The sequence below is a fragment of the Sphingomonas cavernae genome (assembly GCF_003590775.1).
Classification (GTDB): domain Bacteria; phylum Pseudomonadota; class Alphaproteobacteria; order Sphingomonadales; family Sphingomonadaceae; genus Sphingobium_A; species Sphingobium_A cavernae.
In genome coordinates, this window is the sequence record NZ_QYUM01000003.1 from 1,421,949 (window position 1) to 1,439,328 (window position 17,380).

The 17,380-nt window shown below is 64.9% G+C and carries 14 protein-coding genes and 1 tRNA gene; 2 read left to right on the forward strand and 13 right to left on the reverse strand.

Features of this window, described 5'->3' with window-relative positions; all coding sequences use genetic code 11:
- Positions 1-18: 18 nt before the first annotated feature.
- From D3876_RS14440 to moaA, 3 genes are all read right to left on the reverse strand, one after another.
- Positions 19-93: transfer RNA gene (locus D3876_RS14440), tRNA-Asn, on the reverse strand.
- A 74-nt stretch (positions 94-167) separates the two neighbouring features.
- Positions 168-944 (reverse strand): NAD kinase, encoded by a 777-nt coding sequence (locus D3876_RS14445; protein ID WP_119763288.1) that lies wholly within the window; start codon positions 942-944, stop codon positions 168-170.
- Complete coding sequence (gene moaA / locus D3876_RS14450; protein WP_119763290.1) at positions 941-1,960, reverse strand: GTP 3',8-cyclase MoaA; 1,020 nt, start codon at positions 1,958-1,960, stop codon at positions 941-943. The genes D3876_RS14445 and moaA overlap by 4 nt, the downstream gene beginning before the upstream one ends.
- 84 nt (positions 1,961-2,044) lie before the next feature.
- Between moaA and D3876_RS14455 the strand changes: the two genes are divergently transcribed.
- The gene (locus tag D3876_RS14455) at positions 2,045-4,099 is read left to right on the forward strand and encodes a putative bifunctional diguanylate cyclase/phosphodiesterase (protein ID WP_338014328.1); all 2,055 of its coding nucleotides are present in this window, start codon (positions 2,045-2,047) and stop codon (positions 4,097-4,099) included.
- 12 nt (positions 4,100-4,111) lie between these two features.
- On the opposite strand, the gene mfd is transcribed toward D3876_RS14455, so the two are convergent.
- Entirely contained in the window at positions 4,112-7,567 is a 3,456-nt protein-coding gene (mfd, locus tag D3876_RS14460; protein WP_119763292.1) for a transcription-repair coupling factor, read from the reverse strand.
- Entirely contained in the window at positions 7,564-7,830 is a 267-nt protein-coding gene (locus D3876_RS14465) for an FAD assembly factor SdhE (RefSeq protein ID WP_119763294.1), read from the reverse strand. Before D3876_RS14465 ends, mfd begins: the two co-directional genes overlap by 4 nt.
- Positions 7,831-7,906: 76 nt before the next feature.
- Here D3876_RS14465 and recG point away from each other — a divergent pair, with 76 nt between their 5' ends.
- Positions 7,907-9,967 (forward strand): ATP-dependent DNA helicase RecG, encoded by a 2,061-nt coding sequence (gene recG, locus D3876_RS14470; RefSeq protein ID WP_119763296.1) that lies wholly within the window; start codon positions 7,907-7,909, stop codon positions 9,965-9,967.
- On the opposite strand, the gene D3876_RS14475 is transcribed toward recG, so the two are convergent.
- The 8 genes from D3876_RS14475 to tyrS form a co-directional block, all read right to left on the reverse strand.
- Positions 9,919-10,308: a hypothetical protein gene (locus tag D3876_RS14475; RefSeq protein ID WP_119763298.1), complete on the reverse strand. Its 390-nt coding sequence runs from the start codon at positions 10,306-10,308 to the stop codon at positions 9,919-9,921. The genes recG and D3876_RS14475 overlap by 49 nt on opposite strands.
- Before the next feature lie 90 nt (positions 10,309-10,398).
- Positions 10,399-10,842: a YaiI/YqxD family protein gene (locus tag D3876_RS14480; RefSeq protein WP_119763300.1), complete on the reverse strand. Its 444-nt coding sequence runs from the start codon at positions 10,840-10,842 to the stop codon at positions 10,399-10,401.
- Positions 10,839-12,566 carry a DEAD/DEAH box helicase gene (locus D3876_RS14485; protein WP_119763302.1) on the reverse strand — a complete coding sequence of 576 codons (1,728 nt, stop codon included), beginning with the start codon at positions 12,564-12,566 and terminating at the stop codon, positions 10,839-10,841. The genes D3876_RS14480 and D3876_RS14485 overlap by 4 nt, the downstream gene beginning before the upstream one ends.
- Before the next feature lie 267 nt (positions 12,567-12,833).
- Positions 12,834-13,559: a class I SAM-dependent methyltransferase gene (locus tag D3876_RS14490; RefSeq protein WP_119763304.1), complete on the reverse strand. Its 726-nt coding sequence runs from the start codon at positions 13,557-13,559 to the stop codon at positions 12,834-12,836.
- A 26-nt stretch (positions 13,560-13,585) separates the two neighbouring features.
- Positions 13,586-13,966: a DUF2501 domain-containing protein gene (locus tag D3876_RS14495; RefSeq protein WP_119763306.1), complete on the reverse strand. Its 381-nt coding sequence runs from the start codon at positions 13,964-13,966 to the stop codon at positions 13,586-13,588.
- Between the two features lie 108 nt (positions 13,967-14,074).
- Positions 14,075-15,247 carry a BaiN/RdsA family NAD(P)/FAD-dependent oxidoreductase gene (locus tag D3876_RS14500; RefSeq protein WP_119763308.1) on the reverse strand — a complete coding sequence of 391 codons (1,173 nt, stop codon included), beginning with the start codon at positions 15,245-15,247 and terminating at the stop codon, positions 14,075-14,077.
- Positions 15,234-16,127 carry an agmatinase family protein gene (locus D3876_RS14505; RefSeq protein ID WP_119763310.1) on the reverse strand — a complete coding sequence of 298 codons (894 nt, stop codon included), beginning with the start codon at positions 16,125-16,127 and terminating at the stop codon, positions 15,234-15,236. Before D3876_RS14505 ends, D3876_RS14500 begins: the two co-directional genes overlap by 14 nt.
- The gene (gene tyrS, locus D3876_RS14510) at positions 16,124-17,359 is read right to left on the reverse strand and encodes a tyrosine--tRNA ligase (RefSeq protein ID WP_119763312.1); all 1,236 of its coding nucleotides are present in this window, start codon (positions 17,357-17,359) and stop codon (positions 16,124-16,126) included. The genes D3876_RS14505 and tyrS overlap by 4 nt, the downstream gene beginning before the upstream one ends.
- Positions 17,360-17,380: the final 21 nt, after the last annotated feature.

Genomic DNA, 17,380 nt, shown 5'->3' on the forward strand with positions numbered 1-17,380 from the left:
GTTTCTGAGAATTTGGAGTGGCTCCCCGAGTTGGATTCGAACCAACGACCAAGTGATTAACAGTCACCTACTCTACCGCTGAGCTATCGGGGAACACTACGCGAGGCGCGCCTATAGCAGTGGGATTCGCGACTTGGCAAGCGCTCTCAATGACAATTTTTTGTGGTTTAGATGACGAACTGCTCCATCGCGATCCGGTCGTCCAGCGCGTGATCGGGATCGAACATCATGGTCAGCGTGCACGAGGGATCGATGCCGATCTCGACACGCGCGACATCGCGGACTTCGCGCTGGTCGGCGACCGCGCTCACCGGTCGTTTGGCGGGGTCGAGCACCTTGAGCGTGAAGCGCGACTTTTCGGGCAGGATCGCGCCGCGCCAGCGCCGGGGACGAAAGGGGCTGATAGGCGTGAGCGCGACCATCGCAGAGCCCAGCGGCAGGATCGGCCCCTGTGCCGAAAAGTTATAGGCCGTCGACCCCGCGGGCGTCGCGACAAGCACGCCGTCGCAAACCAGTTCGGGCAGCACGACGTGCTTGTTGACCATCACTTCGATCTTGGCCGTCTGGCGCGTCTCGCGCAGCAATGAGACCTCGTTGATCGCGGGGAGCGAGAATCGTTCGCCGTCGATCGTCTCGGCATCCATGCGCAACGGCGTGACCGCGAAAGCCCTGGTGCGCGAAATCCGGTCTTCGAGCAGGTCGGGACGCCATTCGTTCATCAGGAAGCCCACGGTGCCCAGGTTCATCCCGAATACAGGCACAATCCGCCGTCGTTCGAGCATCGCGTGGAGCGTCTGGAGCATGAATCCGTCGCCGCCCAGCACCACGATCATGTCGGCGCGCTCGGGCTCGACCCAGTGGTACATTTCGCGCAACTGCGCTGCGGCTTCCTGTGCGGCCGGGGTGGGGGAAGCGATCAGCCCCCGCGTCGGTTCGGGGTTCATCCGCCGGTTACGCTCATGTGCCGCTCCACGGCGGGCGCGGCGTCGCGTCGGTCGATATGGAAATCGTGCCGCGCGGGCTTCAACCGCAGGGCCTCGTCAATCAGCGGGTCGACCGCGGCAAGCCCACCTTCGCGCAGCGCAGTCTTGAGGTCGACCCGGTCGTCATGGCCCAGGCACATATAGAGCCGTCCCGATACGGTGAGCCTGATCCGGTTGCAGCCATCGCAGAAATTCCGCGTCAACGGCGAGATGAGGCCCAGGCGCACACCCAGTTCCTCGACCTGCGAATATCGCGCGGGGCCGCCCGTACTGAAGTCGAGCGGGCGCAGCGTGAAGTGTTCGTTCAATCGTTCCTGCACGCGCGTCAGCGGCAGGAAACGGTCGACACGGTCTTCGTCGATCACCCCCAGAGGCATCGTCTCGATCAGGCTGAGATCGAAACCCTCATCGCCACACCAGCGCAGCATCGGTTCGATCTCGTCTTCGTTGAAATCCTTCAGCGCCACCATGTTGATCTTGATCGCCAGACCAGCAGCCTTGGCGGCCTTCAGCCCTGTGAACACCTTTTCAACATCGCCGAAGCGCGTGATGTAGCGGAACCGCTCGGGATCGCGGCTGTCGAGGCTGACATTGATCCGGCGCACGCCCGCATCGAACAGCGGCGCGGCCATATCGTCGAGCCGCGTGCCATTGGTTGTGAGCGTCAGTTCGTCGAGCTCACCTGTGTCGATGTGGCGTCCGATCGACCGTGCCAGACCCTCAAGCCCACGGCGCACCAGCGGTTCGCCACCGGTAAGGCGGATCTTGCGGATGCCGCGTTCCACGAACCGATCCGCGAGCGCCGCCATCTCTTCGAGCGAGAGGATCGCCGCCCGGGGCATGAAGCTCATATGCTCGGCCATGCAATATCGGCATCTCAGGTCGCAGCGATCCGTGACCGAAAGGCGCAGATAGGTGATACGACGGCCAAGGCCGTCGATCAGTGCCGGCTGGGCGGGGGCGCGCACGTTCTCCATACGCTTTAGCTAGGCGCAGCAAAGCCGTCGAGCAAGACAAAGCCGTTTGCGCTCGTTAGCATGGGCCTCTGATAAGGGGGTAGAGTGGGCACAGAGGGCGACGAAGAGCTGGGCGCGCGTCAGGGAGCGCCGCTGTTCATGCTTTCGTTTCGACAGCGTGATGAACTGGCGGCAGCGGCCGAGGCGGCGGGCTGGCGGACGATCGCTGCGCGGCGCGCCGAGGGCGTCGAGCGTCGCTTCATCGTGAGCGGGGCGGCCGTAGCGGTGGTCGACGCGCGTGGTGCGCTCGATGAAGGCCTGGCCGCCGTAAAGGCGCTGGCCGATCCCGTGGAGGTCAATGCCGGCGCGCTGCTCGTTTTGCTGTCACGCAACGATGTGGCGGCGCTCGATACCGTGTTCGCGGCGGGAGCGACGCACTATCTCGCCAGCCCCTTCGGCGACGCCGAGTTTGCGCAGGCACTCCGATTCGCTGAACGCCTCGCGGACAGGCTGGCAGGTGGCGCGCAGACGGGTGAGCGCGGACGCCTTGGTCTGGATGACATGCTGGGGTGGCACTACCATCCCGCTGGCGGCCTCAGGATCGGGGCGCCGCTTCGCGAGCGGCTGGCATTGCCCGCCGAAAGCCCTGTGTCGCTTGCGCGCTTTTACCGCCTGCTCGGCGTCGAGGGGCGTGAGGCCGCGCGCGGCGCTGCCCGTCGGCTGCGCGCGGGCTCACGCGCAACGGCCTTTGCGCACGACATGCCGGAGCCAAGCGGAGAGCGCGTCGCGCATCACCTGCATGTCGATCTTTCGGGCGTGGGTGTTTCGGGCAGCATCGAGACCCTCGACACGCTCGGTGAACTCGACGAGCGGCCCGAGCGCGGCAATCGCGATTCGCTGACGGGGTTGCGCGATGGCGTCGCGACGCGTCGCTGGATCGAGGCGCGCCTCAAAACGGGCGGACCGGTGACGCTGCTGCTGCTGTCGATCAGCCGGTTCGACATGATCAACGCGGCCTTCGGACGCGCGACAGGCGACGCGCTGTTGCGATCGGTCGCGAGACGGATCGAGGCGCTGGCGATCGCCGCGGCGGGGCGAAGGGTTTTTGTCGCGCGCATGGCGGGCGCCGAGTTCGCCGTCGGGCTCGATCACGAGATAAACGAAGAAAAGGCGCGCTTTCTGGCCGAGGAGCTGTCGCGCTCGATCGCGCGCCCCTTTATCTCGGGTGCGCAAATGGTGCCGCTCGCCTGCCGGATCGGCATGGCGATCTCGGGCGCGGGCGAGGACGACGCCACCATTCTGCTTCGTCGCGCCAGCGCGGCACTCGCCGAGGCGCAGGCCACCGAATCGGGCGCGGTGCATGTGATCAGCGGCGCCGATCCCGGCGACGTCGCGCTGCACGGTCGGCTTCAGATAGACCTTCGCCGCGCGCTCAATCATGGTGAGGTGGATATCGTCTTCCAGCCCCAGGTGTCGGTGACGACGGGCGCGATCGTCGGTGTCGAGGCACTTGCGCGCTGGAACCATCCCGATCTGGGTGAACTGGGCGCGGTCACGCTGTTCGCCGCTGCCGAACGGTCGGACTATGTCGCGCAACTCTCCGAGCATGTGCAGCGCCGCGCGGTTACGATCGCGGCCGCGTGGCCCGAAGCGCTCGCCGAACTCAGGCTTTCGATCAACGTCACCGCCGCCGACATTGCCGCGCCGGGCTTTCGCGAACGCCTGCTCGCTATGGTCGATGACAGCGGCTTTCCGCGGGCGCGGCTCACCGTGGAGATCACCGAATCGGGGCTGATCCGCGACCTGGGCGACGCTGCGGCGCTGCTGGCAGACCTTCGCGAGGCGGGATGTCGTGTCGCAATCGACGATTTCGGAACGGGCTATTCGAGCCTTGCCTATCTCAAGGCGCTCCCGCTCGACTATCTCAAGATCGACAAGAAACTGGCCGAGGACATCACCGGATCGACACGCGACCGCATCGTCGTGCGCGGCGTGATCGAAATGGCGCGCTCGCTCGGCCTCGCGGTGATCGCCGAAGGCGTCGAGAGCGAGGAACAACTCGCGCTGCTCGCGCGCGAGGGATGCAACTATTATCAGGGCTATCTCTGCTCGGAGCCGATTGACAGCGAACGGCTGAACGAGCTGATCGCGCGGCCATAGCGCAACACAACGCTACGCCGCGGCCTTTGCGAGCCCCTTGGAAAGTTGCAGTACGCCGTTGAGCCGCGACTTTGGATCGCCCCAGGCCCGGTTGATGACGAGCTTGCTGTCGGGCCTCAGCTTCGCCACGCCGTCCAGCCGCTGCACATAGGCGAGCAGTCCCTCAAGATTGGGGAAATTGTCGTTGAAGAAGCTGACAAGCGCGCCGCGCGGGCCGACATCGATCTTCGCTATCGACGCCTTTTTGGCGTTCAACTTGATCTCGATGACGCGAAGCAGGTTTTCCGTGGAGTCAGGCAGTTTGCCGAAACGGTCGATCATCTCGGCGGCGAAGGCCTCGATCTGCTCGCGATTCTCGAGCTCGTTCATGCGACGGTACAGCCCCATGCGCAGATCGAGATCGGGGACATAATCGTCGGGGATCATGATCGGCGCGTCGACGGTGATCTGCGGCGAGAAGTCCTCGCGCCGCGGTTCCAGACCCGCTCCGCCTGCACGTGCCTCGATGATCGCGTCCTCGAGCATCGACTGATAGAGTTCGAAGCCCACCTCCTTGATATGGCCCGACTGCTCGTCGCCGAGCAGGTTGCCCGCGCCGCGAATGTCGAGGTCGTGGCTGGCGAGCTGGAAACCCGCGCCAAGACTGTCGAGGTCGGACAGCACCTTCAGCCGCTTTTCCGCAGCCTCGGTCATTAGCCGGTCGGTCGTCATATAGGCATAGGCGCGCGTCTTCGAGCGCCCGACACGGCCGCGGAGCTGATAGAGCTGCGCGAGCCCGAAGCGATCGGCGCGATTGATGACGAGCGTGTTGGCGCTGGGGATGTCGAGACCGCTTTCGATAATGGTAGTCGAAACCAGCACTTCGTAGCGCTTGTCGTAAAAGGCCGACATGCGCTCTTCCACGAGGCCCGGCGCCATCTGGCCGTGCGCCACGACATAGCGGACCTCGGGGACTTCCTCGCTCAGGAACTTCTCGATTTCCGGCAGATCGGAAATGCGCGGCGTCACGAGGAAGCTCTGTCCGCCGCGATAATGTTCGCGCAGCAGCGCCTCGCGCAACACTACGGGGTCCCACGGCATCACATAGGTGCGCACCGCAAGCCGGTCTACGGGCGGGGTCTGGATCACCGAAAGCTCGCGCAGTCCCGACATCGCCATCTGCAGCGTGCGCGGGATGGGGGTGGCAGTGAGTGTGAGGACGTGGACGTCGGTCTTGAGTGCCTTGAGCCGTTCCTTGTGCGTCACCCCGAAGCGCTGTTCCTCGTCGACGATGACAAGCCCAAGCCGCTTGAACTCGATCCCCTTGGCGAGGATCGCGTGCGTGCCGACGACGATGTCGATCGTGCCGTCGGCCAGCCCTTCCTTGACCGTCTTGGCTTCTCCCGCGGGAACGAGGCGCGAGAGGCGCCCGACGTTGATCGGGAAGCCCTGGAAACGGTCGCGGAAATTCATGTGGTGCTGGCGCGCGAGCAACGTGGTCGGGCACACCACCGCGACCTGCATTCCAGCCATCGCCGCGACGAAGGCGGCGCGCAACGCAACCTCGGTCTTGCCGAAGCCGACATCGCCGACGACGAGCCGGTCCATCGGCTTGCCCGCGCCCAGATCGTCGATGACCTCGGCGATCGCGCGGTCCTGATCATCGGTTTCCTGATAGGGGAAGCGGTCGACGAACGCGGGATAGCCGCCGCTGTCGGGTTCGGCCACCTGTGCGTGGCGCAGCGCGCGCTTGGCGGCGGTGGCGATGAGTTCGCCCGCGATCTCGCGGATGCGCTCCTTCATCCGCGACTTGCGGCGCTGCCAGGCTTCTCCGCCCAATCTGTCGAGCGTGGCGTTTTCGCCATCGGCGCCGTAGCGCGAGAGCACGTCGATATTCTCGACGGGCACGAACAGCTTGTCACCGCCCGCATAGGTCAGCCAGACGCAGTCATGCGGGCTCTGTCCGACGGGGATCGAGGTCAGTCCCTCATAGCGCCCGATGCCGTGGTCGACATGGACGACGAGATCGCCCGGACTGAGCGTGGCCAGTTCGGCAAGGAACGCATCGGCGCTCTTCTTGCGCTTCTGCCGGCGGACCAGACGGTCGCCGAGCATGTCCTGCTCGGTCAGCAGCGCGACATCGGGCGCGGTGAAGCCGTGATCGAGGGGAAGGACGATCAGCGCGATGGCCGAGGCGGCGGTGCCGAGCGCTTCCTGCCAGGTGTCGGCGGCACGGCCGCCTTTCAGCCCGTGATCGGCGAGGAGGCCACCCAGACGCTCGCGTGCGCCTTCGGAATAGCTGGCGAGCACCAGCTTCTTGCCCTGTTTTCTGAGCGATGCGGCGTGCGCGGCAACCGCTTCGTAGACATTGGCGTTCTGGGCGCGCTCGGGCGCGAAATCCCGGGGCCCCTCGACCTGAAAGTCGAGGACGCTCGCGCTTTCGGGTTCGTGGAAGGGCGAGGTGAGGTGGATCGCATGCGCCGCGATCGCATCCGACCATTCGGCCGCATCGAGATAGAGCGTTTTGGGATCGATCGGGCGATAGCTGCCCGGATCGCTCGTCCGCGCGCGCTCGCGGTTGGCGTGATAGTCCGCGACCGCCTCGAAGCGTCCCTCCGCCGCGCCCGTCGAGCCGCTATCGCGTACGATCACCGCCTCGTCGCCGATATGATCGAACAGCGTCGTCATCCGCTCTTCGAGCAGCGGCAGCCAGTGCTCCATGCCTGCAAGGCGGCGCCCTTCGGAGATAGCCTGATAGAGCGGATCGCCCGTCGCTGTAGCGCCGAAGATCTCGCGATAGCGGCTCCGGAAGCGCTTGATGCTCTCCCCGTCGAGCAGCGCCTCGGACGCGGGGAGCAGCGTGAAGCCGTCAATCCGTCCGGTGGTGCGCTGGTCGGCGGGGTCAAAGCGACGAACGCTCTCGATCTCATCGCCGAAGAAATCGAGCCGCAGCGCCTGTTCCTCCCCGGAAGGAAAGAGGTCGACGAGCCCGCCGCGCACTGCGAACTCGCCCGCATCGGCAACGGTATCGACGCGGACATAGCCATTGGCCTGAAGCAGAGTTGCAAGCGCGTCGCGCTCGATCCGCTCGCCGGGCGCCAGCTTTGCCACGAGTTGGCGGATGCGAAAGGGCGTAAGCGTGCGCTGCGTGATCGCATTGAGCGTCGTCACCAGCAGTTGCGGCCGCGTCGGTTTGCGCTGGAGCGCGTGCAGCGTCGCCAGCCGTTCGGAACTTACGCGCAGCGATGGCGAAGCGCGGTCATAGGGAAGGCAGTCCCAGGCGGGATAGGACAGGATTTCGAGTTCGGGCGCGAAATAGTGCGCGGTATCGACGAGCGAGCGCATCGCGATATCGTCGGAGGCGATGAACACCGCGCGGCCCTTGGCGGCGCGCGCGAGATCGGCCATCAGCCAGGGCAGGAAACCCGTAGGCGCGCCCGAGAGCGTTAGGGGGGCTGCGGCCTTCAGAATGCGGGAAAGGTCGGTCAACGCGCCACCGGAATATAGTCGAGCTTCTTGATCGCGGTCATCATCGGGCCCTGATAGCGCTCGGGCACGTCCGCAGTGTCCATCGCCCATGCAAGGATATCAACGTCGGCTTCTTCGATCAGCACTTCAAATAGATCGACCTCTTCTAGCGTCCAGCTTTCCGAATAGGTGTCGAAGAACCCGCCGACCAACATGTCGGCTTCGCGCGTACCACGGTGCCATGCGCGGAAGCGGAGACGTTTGAGGCGGGTTTCGGCGTCCATGATTTTCCTAACAGAAATAAGCCCACAGGCGCTGGCGGCGCATGTCGGCTCGGCTATAAGCGGTGCCCAGATAGACATGCGACCCGATATTCTCAATCCGCTCTTCGTCGAAATAACGGCGCTCAAAGGCATCGGGCCACAGCTCGCCAAGCCATTGGAACGCCTTGGCCTCGCGCGCGCGATCGATGTGGCGTTCCATCTGCCAACCGGCTGGATCGACCGGATGCGCGTCGATGAGCTGCGCATGGCCGATACGGGGCGGGTGATCACGATCGTGCTGACCCCGACCGACTATCGCAGCGGCGGTCCGCGCAGCCCGTTCCGCGTGCAGGCGACGGACAAGCACAGCAACTATGTCACGCTTGTCTATTTTGGCGGCAATCCGGGCTGGGCGAAGAAGCTGCTGCCGCTGGGCGAGGTGCGCGTGGTTTCGGGGAAACTCGAAAATTACGGGCAGGAACTCCAGATCGTCCATCCCGACTATGTGCTGGCGCCCGGCGAAAGCGCGAGCCTGCCCGAACGCGAGGCGGTTTACCCGCTTTCGGAAGGGCTGACGGGCAAGCGCGTCGCCCAGCTCGCCGAACAGGCGCTCGAGCGCGCGCCCGATCTGCCCGAATGGATCGAACCGAGCCTGAAGGGGCGGCACGACTGGCCGGATTGGCGTAACTCGCTCGTGCGCATCCACGCCAATCCCGCCGACAAGCTGGCCCGCGATCGCCTCGCTTATGACGAGATTTTCGCCAACCAGCTCGCACTGATGCTCGTCCGCGCCTCCACACGGAAGCGACGGGGCAGGGCGCTTAAGGGCGACGGCCGGCTGCGCGATGCGTTGAAGCTCCCCTATGCCGCGACGGGCGCGCAGCGGCGGACGATCGCCGAGATTGAAGGCGACATGCAGCAGGAACAACCCATGTTGCGTCTGCTCCAGGGCGATGTCGGATCGGGCAAGACGCTCGTAGCGCTGATGGCGCTGCTGAGCGCGGTTGAGGCGGGCGCGCAGGGTGCGTTGCTCGCGCCCACCGAGATCCTGGCGCGGCAGCATTACGAGACGATAACACGCGATCTCGTGGGGCTTCCCGTCAATGTCGCGATCCTGACCGGGCGCGACAAGGGGCGAGCGCGCGAGGCGACGCTGATGGGATTGGCCGATGGCTCGATCGACATATTGATCGGGACGCACGCGATCTTCCAGGAAGCGGTGACTTACAAGAATCTGGGGCTCGCGGTGGTCGACGAGCAGCACCGCTTTGGCGTCGCACAGCGGCTGATGCTTGCGCAAAAGGCCGAGCATCCGCCGCATCTGCTGGTGATGACCGCAACGCCGATCCCGCGCACGCTGACGCTCACCCATTATGGCGAGATGGACGTCAGCCGCCTCGACGAGATGCCGCCGGGGCGGCAGCCCGTGGAAACGCGCGTAATTTCCGACGAAAGGCTGCCCGAAGTGGTCGATGGGGTCGCGCGGCATCTGTCGGGCGGGGGGCAGGCCTATTGGGTATGTCCATTGGTCGAAGAGAGCGAGACAAGCGACCAGGCCGCGGCCGAGGCGCGCGCAGCGGCGCTCAAGTTGCGCTTCGGCGACAAGGTTGGGCTGGTCCACGGGCGGATGAAGGGGCCGGAAAAGGATGCGGTGATGGAAGCGTTCCAGCGCGGCGCTACCCAGCTCCTCGTCGCGACCACCGTGATCGAAGTGGGCGTCAACGTGCCAAATGCGACGCTGATGATCGTTGAGGGCGCCGATCGCTTCGGGCTTGCACAGCTCCATCAGCTACGCGGACGCGTAGGGCGCGGGGAGGGGCGGTCGGTCTGTCTGCTGCTACGCGGCGGCGCGCTTAGCGAAACCTCGCGCGCGCGGTTGGCGCTGATGCGCGAGACCAATGACGGCTTTCGCATTGCCGAGGAGGATCTGCGGCTGCGCGGTGCAGGGGAAATTCTGGGGACCAAACAGTCGGGCGAAGCGCGCTTCCGGCTCGCCAGCCCCGAGCATCTGCAGACTTTCCTGCCGGTCGCTACCGACGACGCGCGGCTGCTGGTCGACCGCGACGGGGGACTGCAGGGCGAACGCGGACAGGCGGCGCGGACCGCGCTCTATCTGTTCGAAAGGGATTCGGGGGTCGAGCTGCTGCGCTCGGGCTGAACGGCTTCCTGGTGACGCTCGATGACTGCGAGCACATTCTCATATTGCAGCGTCGGGATCGGCACCAGGAACTCGGCGCCGACGTCATACCCCATCGACCAGACGCTGCGCGCCTTCATCTCGCCCAGCATCGGCAATTCGATCGACACGAACTCGCCATCGATGATGAGCAGATCGGTTCGAACGAGAAAGCCGAGCCGCGACAGGTTGAGGAGGGTGGCGGATTCGGGGGGCGTGATTGGCGGTGAGCGACGGCGGAACAGCGTTGGCACGCCGATTTCTTTCCGGTCGGCGCGACGCTGGTCGATATCATTGATCTGCCGGGCGATCGGCCACGCCATTGCTGAACTTTTCCCCACACTGGTTCGCGAACCGCGGATAGTGACGTTCCCGAGACAAGATGTGGCTAAGGGACAGGGTTAAGCAGGTGTTTACCGCCGCTTAAGCTTCACCACCGCGGTATCGAGCGCTGAGAGGAAGCGCGAGCGATCGGTCTTGCTGAAAGGCGGCGGACCACCGCGCACCTCGTCCATCGCGCGCAGATCGGCCATCAGCGCTCGCGTCGCAACCGCGGCACCGATCGAATGTGCGTCGAAGGGCCGGCCATTGGGGCCGAGCACTGCGGAACCCGCCTTGATGCAGCGATCGGCCAACAGGATATCTGCGGTGATCACGATCGTGTCGGCCGAGGCATGCTCGGCGATCCAATTGTCGGCGGCGTCGAACCCCGAATCGACCAGCACGCGCTCGATGAGCGGTTCGGGCGGCACGCGGATGAAGCTGTTGGTGACGAGCTTGACGGGCACGTCGTAGCGGCGCGCGACCCGGTAAATTTCATCCTTTACCGGGCACGCGTCGCCATCGATGAGGATCACCCGCGGCGGCCCGGGCCCGATCCTGCCTTAGGGCCGGGCTTCTTGCCGCGATGATAGGGCTTGGGTGCGTAGCGTTTCTCGGGCGGCGGACCGTTCGGGCGGCGACCACCTCCGCCGCGCATAGGCGGCGGGCCTTCGGCCGAATGCTCGATCCGGACGTCGTCATCCTCGGTCGCGGTCTTGCGGACGGCCTGGGCGAAACGATCGGCCATGGCGCGCGGGATCTGGAACATGGTCTCGCGGTCGCCGATGCGGATCGCGCCGACCTCGTTCTTGGTGATGTGACCGCGACGGCAGATCAAGGGCAGGATCCAGCGCGCGTCAGCGCGGTCGTTGCGGCCGATGCTCATGCGGAACCAGACCACGTCCTCGAAGCCGTCGCGCTTGCCGTCCGGACGCTGCCCACGATCGTCGGGTCCGCTGCCGAGCAGTTCCTCGGGCTCGGGAAGTTCGCGGCGGTGCGCGCGAACGAGCGCTGCGGCGATTTCCTCGGCGCTGTGGCGCTCGAGCAGCGTGCGGCCGATCGCCAGATCCTCATCGGCGACCTCGCCCGGGACGATGGTTTCCAGCAGCCGTTCCTGATCGCGGGCGCGGATATCCTCGGCGCTGGGCGCGTCGACCCACTGCGCCTTGACGTTGGCGGCACGGAGCAGCCCTTCGGCACGCCGGCGGCGCTGGTAAGGAACCACCATGATGCAGGTGCCCTTACGCCCCGCGCGGCCCGTGCGGCCCGAACGGTGCTGGAGCGTTTCGGCATCGATCGGAAGCTCGGCGTGAACGACCAGCCCCAGATTGGGAAGGTCGATGCCGCGCGCGGCGACGTCGGTGGCGACGCAGACGCGGGCGCGACGATCGCGCAGCGCCTGAAGCGCGTGGTTACGCTCGTTCTGGCTGAGTTCGCCCGAGAGCGCGACCGCAGAAAAGCCGCGCTCGGTGAGGCTGGCAGCGAGGCGGCGGACATTCTCGCGCGTCGCACAGAACACCATCGCGCCATCGGCTTCATAGAAGCGCAGCACGTTGACCACGGCATTCTCGATCGCCGAGGGCGGCACCGCGATCGCGCGATAGTCGATATCGGCATGCGCCTGGCCCGAAGCTACGGTCTGGATGCGCAGCGCGTCGCGCTGATAGGTCTTGGCGAGGTGGGCGATGGGGCGGGGCAGTGTTGCCGAGAAAAGCAGCGTGCGGCGCTCGGGGGGCGTGACGTCGAGGATTTCCTCGATCTCCTCGCGGAAACCCATGTCGAGCATCTCGTCAGCCTCATCGAGCACGACGACCTTGATGCTGCCGGTGGCGAGGCTGCCGCGCTCGATATGATCGCGCAGACGACCCGGAGTGCCAACGACGATATGCGCACCGCTCTGCAGCGCGCGCTGTTCCTGGCGGATGTTCATTCCGCCGACGCACGAGGCGACCCGCCCACCCGCCTTGGCATAGAGCCAGCTCAGTTCGCGCTGGACCTGCATCGCGAGCTCGCGCGTGGGGGCGACGATCAGCGCCAGCGGCTCGACCGCATAGGGCAGCCGCTCCTGACCGTTCAGCACGTCGGACGCCATGGCGAGGCCGAAGGCGACGGTCTTGCCCGATCCGGTCTGCGCGGAAACGAGCAGGTCGCGACCTTCGGTTTCCTGCGAAATGATGGCGGCCTGAACATCGGTGGGCGCGGCATAACCGCGCTCGGCCAGCGCCTCGCCAATCGTGGCGGGCAGCGAAGAGAAGGGCATCTGAATTCCAGTTTTGAATGCGCCGGACGCGAAGCGAATCCCGACGGGAGGGCGGCCTATAACACCAGAACGGCCTCAGCGCCACCGTGCCCCGATCCGCTTGTGTTCGCACTTTTCTCTTGAATCGTGAAAAAAAGTTTCGTCGACGTGAAATGATATTACTGAAACCGGGAAACGAAAAGAGCGTGCGCGGAACCATGGCGCGACCATGACAGACATGCGGTATTGTAGGACAGTAGGGTCCCCCAACGGCAAGGCGATCGAAGATCAAAGCTTTCGCGCGAGGAAGTCGCGGGTATTCCTCGTGATGCCGTGTCGGTGGACATAGGGCTCGCCGACCGAGAACGTCGAAACCTCGAATCCGGCCGCGGCGATGCGATCCGCCGCATCGGCGCCATAGTAGCGAACATGATCCCATTGACCGAAATGGAGGTCGCGGTCGGCTTTCGAAATAATGGCCGGGTTTTCGTAGGTTTTTTCGTAGAGCGGCGCGATCGGGAACGAAAGGATCGCAAGCCCGCCTGGCGCCAGCACGCGGTGCATCTCGGCGAGCGCCTTCCTGTCGTCGACATGCTCGAGAACGTGATTGGCGACGATCACGTCCCATGACGCATTGGGCTGATCGATCTGCTCAAGGTTCAGCGTCATATCGGCGCCATCGCCCCTGATATCCGCCGACGCATATCGTGCAGCGAGCGCGCTATAGATTTTGCGCAGGATAGGTTCGGCTGCGAAATGCAGGATGCGCTTGTTCCGCAGCAGCGCATGCTCATTGCTGCTGATCCAGAGGGCTTGATGCCGATGTCTTTCCAGCGAAAGGCAGCGGGGGCAGCGCGCATCGAAACGAGGAGGCAAGCCGGCTGCCCTGAACATACCCGCATAGCCGCAGATATTACATTCGCGCGGATAGACGCCGTTCAGCCGCTGCCAGACTTTGCGGGCATAGTTTACATTCTGGCCAGCCGCTTTGATCTGCGCCCAGGGCCTCAGCATATCCGTCTCCCGACGCCCTCGAACCGCTAAATGAAAGACTTCGCCTGCTTCAGCACCATGTCGCAGACCTGCGATTTCACCTGCTTCGGCGCGCTGTCGAGCGAAAATGGTGCGCCCTTCCCCGTGGCCACCTTGCCTGCGGCGCCCGCGGTATAGTCCTTGGAGGATGTCACGTCGGGCTTCTTCGTCAAACTGCCAAGCGTCGAAGTCGCATCACCGCCGCCGATGATCTTGTTCTTCACGCAATAGCTCAGCACGCCTGCCGCATTTCCGGCGCCCATGGATGACACGTTGGGCAGGCCCATCCCACCCGCTCCGCCCGGCATGCCGGGAATCTGGGCCTGTGCGGCGCCCATGCTGCCGATCGCCGACAGCAACGCGATGTGACGAAGAAAACGAGGCCTCATGATTTGCTCCTTTGCGGGCGCCGAGTGTCCTGTCAGGAGAACTCGCAGGCCCCGGGAGCGTTCCGCTGGGTATTTTGCGACGTCGAAGCCGCAGCTTTGCGCCTGTTGTCAGGCGACCTGACCCGCCGCCACGCCGCTGGCCCAGGCCCACTGGAAATTGTAGCCGCCGAGCCAGCCGGTGACATCGACCGCCTCGCCGATGAAATAAAGGCCGGGGACCTTGCGAGCTTCCATCGTCTGCGAGGAGAGGCCCGCGGTGTCGACGCCACCCACCGTGACCTCGGCCTTGGCGAACCCTTCGGAACCGTTGGGAACGAAGCGCCAGCCGTTCAATCGCTCGCCCGCCGTGCGCAGCGCCTTGTCGGGGATGTTGGCGAGCTCGCCCTTGAGGCCGAGCGGCTCGCGTATCAGCTCGGCGAGACGATCGGGGAGGAGTTCGCCGAGCAGCGTGTGGATCTGGACCCTTGGCCGGGCGCGCTTGGTATCGAGCAGCATCGCCGCTGCATCGCGATCTGGAAGCATGTCCATCGTGATCGTGTCGCCATGGCGCCAGTATGACGAGATCTGAAGAATAGCGGGGCCGGAAAGGCCACGATGCGTGAACAGCGAGGCTTCGCGAAAGTGCGCGCCGTTGCAGCGCGTTATCGAGTCGACCGCGATGCCGGAAAGGCCGCGGAACACCATGTCCTCGCCCGCAAGCGTCAGCGGCACGAGCGCGGGGCGAGGCTCGACCACCTTGAGGCCAAACTGGCGCGCGATGTCATAGCCGAAGCCTGTCGCGCCCATCTTTGGGATCGAGGGGCCGCCTGTCGCAATCACCACCGACGGCGCGGCAAAAATGCCGCGATCGGTAGTAACATGAAAATCATCAGGTTTTTCGATCGATGTGATGCGATGTTCGCAGCGGACATCAACATTGCCGCGCGCGCATTCGTCGAGCAGCATCTCTACAATCTGGCGCGACGAGCCGTCGCAGAAGAGCTGGCCCAGCGTCTTTTCGTGCCAGGCGATGCGGTGGCGCTCGACCAGATCGAGGAAATCCTGCGCCGTATAGCGACCGAGCGCCGACTTGGCGAAATGCCGGTTGGACGAGAGGAAGCGGTCGGGCACGGCCTGGATATTGGTGAAGTTGCAGCGCCCACCGCCCGAGATGAGGATCTTCTTGCCCGGCCGGTCGGCATGATCGAGCAGGAGCACACGCCGCCCGCGCTGGCCCGCGGTGAGCGCGGACATCAGCCCCGCCGCACCCGCGCCGAGGATTATGGCGTCAAAGTGCTCCATTTGTTTGTCGTGACGCGATTTCCGAGTCACCGAGCGTTTCCGCTCGGCTCGAAATCGCTCCCTGCGCGCGCGCCGGATACGCGGTGGCGAGCGCGGCGAGTTCCTTGACCATCTTGGCGGCGAGGACGGCGGTCATGCCGTTGATGTCGCGATCCGGGTTGAGTTCGACGACATCAGCGCCCGCGATCGGAACATCGAGCCCGAGCAATATGTCGGTGACGTCGCGAACGGTCAGCCCGCCGGGCTCGTGATGCGAAACGCCCGGAGCAAAGGCGGGATCGAAGCCGTCGAGATCGATGCTGATATAGAGCGGCCCGTCGAGCGCGGGCAGGCAGCCGGGGCGGAAATGACGCGCCTCGATGACCTCGACGCCGAATCTTTCAGCCTGTTCGCGGCAATGGCGATTCATCGTGCGGATGCCGACCTGGACGAGCCGCTTGGCCAAGCCGTCCTCCATGATCCGCGCAAACGGCGAGGCGTGCGAGCGCCGGTCGCCGCCGAGTTCGTCATAGATGTCGGGGTGCGCGTCGAAATGCAGGATTGTGACGGGGCCGTGCGCGGCAGCGATCGCTTTGAGGATCGGATAACTCACCGCGTGATCACCACCGATGCTAATCGGGATTGCGCCCGCGTCGAGCGCATAGGCGACCGCTTGGGTAATGCGATCGTCATCTTCGGAGCCTTCGTCGAGCGCGACGTCGCCAAGGTCGACGAGGTCGATCTCGATGCCAAGCTCGGTTCCGCGCTCGCTCGCGGGGTTGCCGTGATCGCTGTTGAGCGCAGCACGGATATGCGCGGGCGCCTTGGCGGGCCCGCGCAGGAACGAGGAATGGCAGTCGGTCGGCAGCCCGATGAGGTGGATGGGGACCGGGGCCGTCACACGCTCGCCCGCTTGAGGACGCCGTGATTCTTCTTGCCCGACGACAGCCGCACGGGATCGGCGCCGACCCGCACCATCAAGGCCTCGTCCTCGACCTTTTCGCCGTCGACGCGCGCACCGCCGCCCTTGATCAGCCGGCGTGCCTCGCCCTTTGATGCGGCCAGCCCGAGGCCGACCAGCGCGTCGACGATCGCAATCTCGTCGCCGAGAACGTCGAGCGTGGGCAGATCGTCGCCAGCGGCGCCCTCTGCGAAGGTCTTGCGCGCGGTCTCTGCGGCGGCAGCAGCCGCCTCGCGGCCATGGCACATCGCGGTGGCCTCGTTCGCCAGCCGTACCTTGACGTCGTTGATCGCCGCGCCCTGGGCTTTTTCCAGTTCGGCGATCTCGTCGAGCGGCACATCGGTGAAGAGGCGCAGGAAACGGCCGACATCGGCGTCCTGCGTGTTGCGCCAGAACTGCCAGTAATCATAGGGGCTTAAGGCATCGGCGTTGAGCCAGATCGCGCCCGCCATCGTCTTGCCCATCTTGCCGCCATCAGCGGTGGTGATGAGTGGGGTGGTAAGCCCGTAAACCTGCGTGCCGTCCTTGCGCCGCGCCAGTTCTATGCCGTTGACGATATTCCCCCACTGGTCCGAGCCGCCCATCTGCAGACGACAGGCGTGGCGCTGCGCAAGCTCGCGGAAGTCATAGGCCTGGAGGATCATGTAATTGAATTCGAGGAAAGAGAGCGACTGCTCGCGATCGAGGCGCATCTTCACCGAATCGAAGCTCAGCATCCGGTTGACGGAGAAATGCTGGCCGATCTCGCGCAGGAAGGGGATGTATTCGAGCTTGTCGAGCCAATCGGCATTGTCGACCATGAGCGCATCGGTCGGGCCGTCGCCGAAGGTCAGGAAATTCTCGAAGACGCGCTTGATCGAGGCGACATTGGCCTTGATCGTTTCCTCGCTCAGCAGGCTGCGCGCTTCTTCCTTGAGGCTCGGGTCGCCGATCTTGCCGGTGCCGCCGCCCATCAGCACGATCGGCTTGTGCCCCGCCTGCTGGAGCCGGCGCAGCATCATGATCTGGACGAGGCTGCCGACATGGAGCGAAGGCGCGGTCGGATCAAAGCCGATATAACCGGGCACGATCTCCTTCACCGCAAGGGCATCAAGCCCCTCGGCATCGGTTGTCTGATGGATATAGCCTCGGCTATCGAGCAGGTTCAGAAGATCGGATTTGAATTGGGTCATAGCGCGCGGGCGCTTAGCATG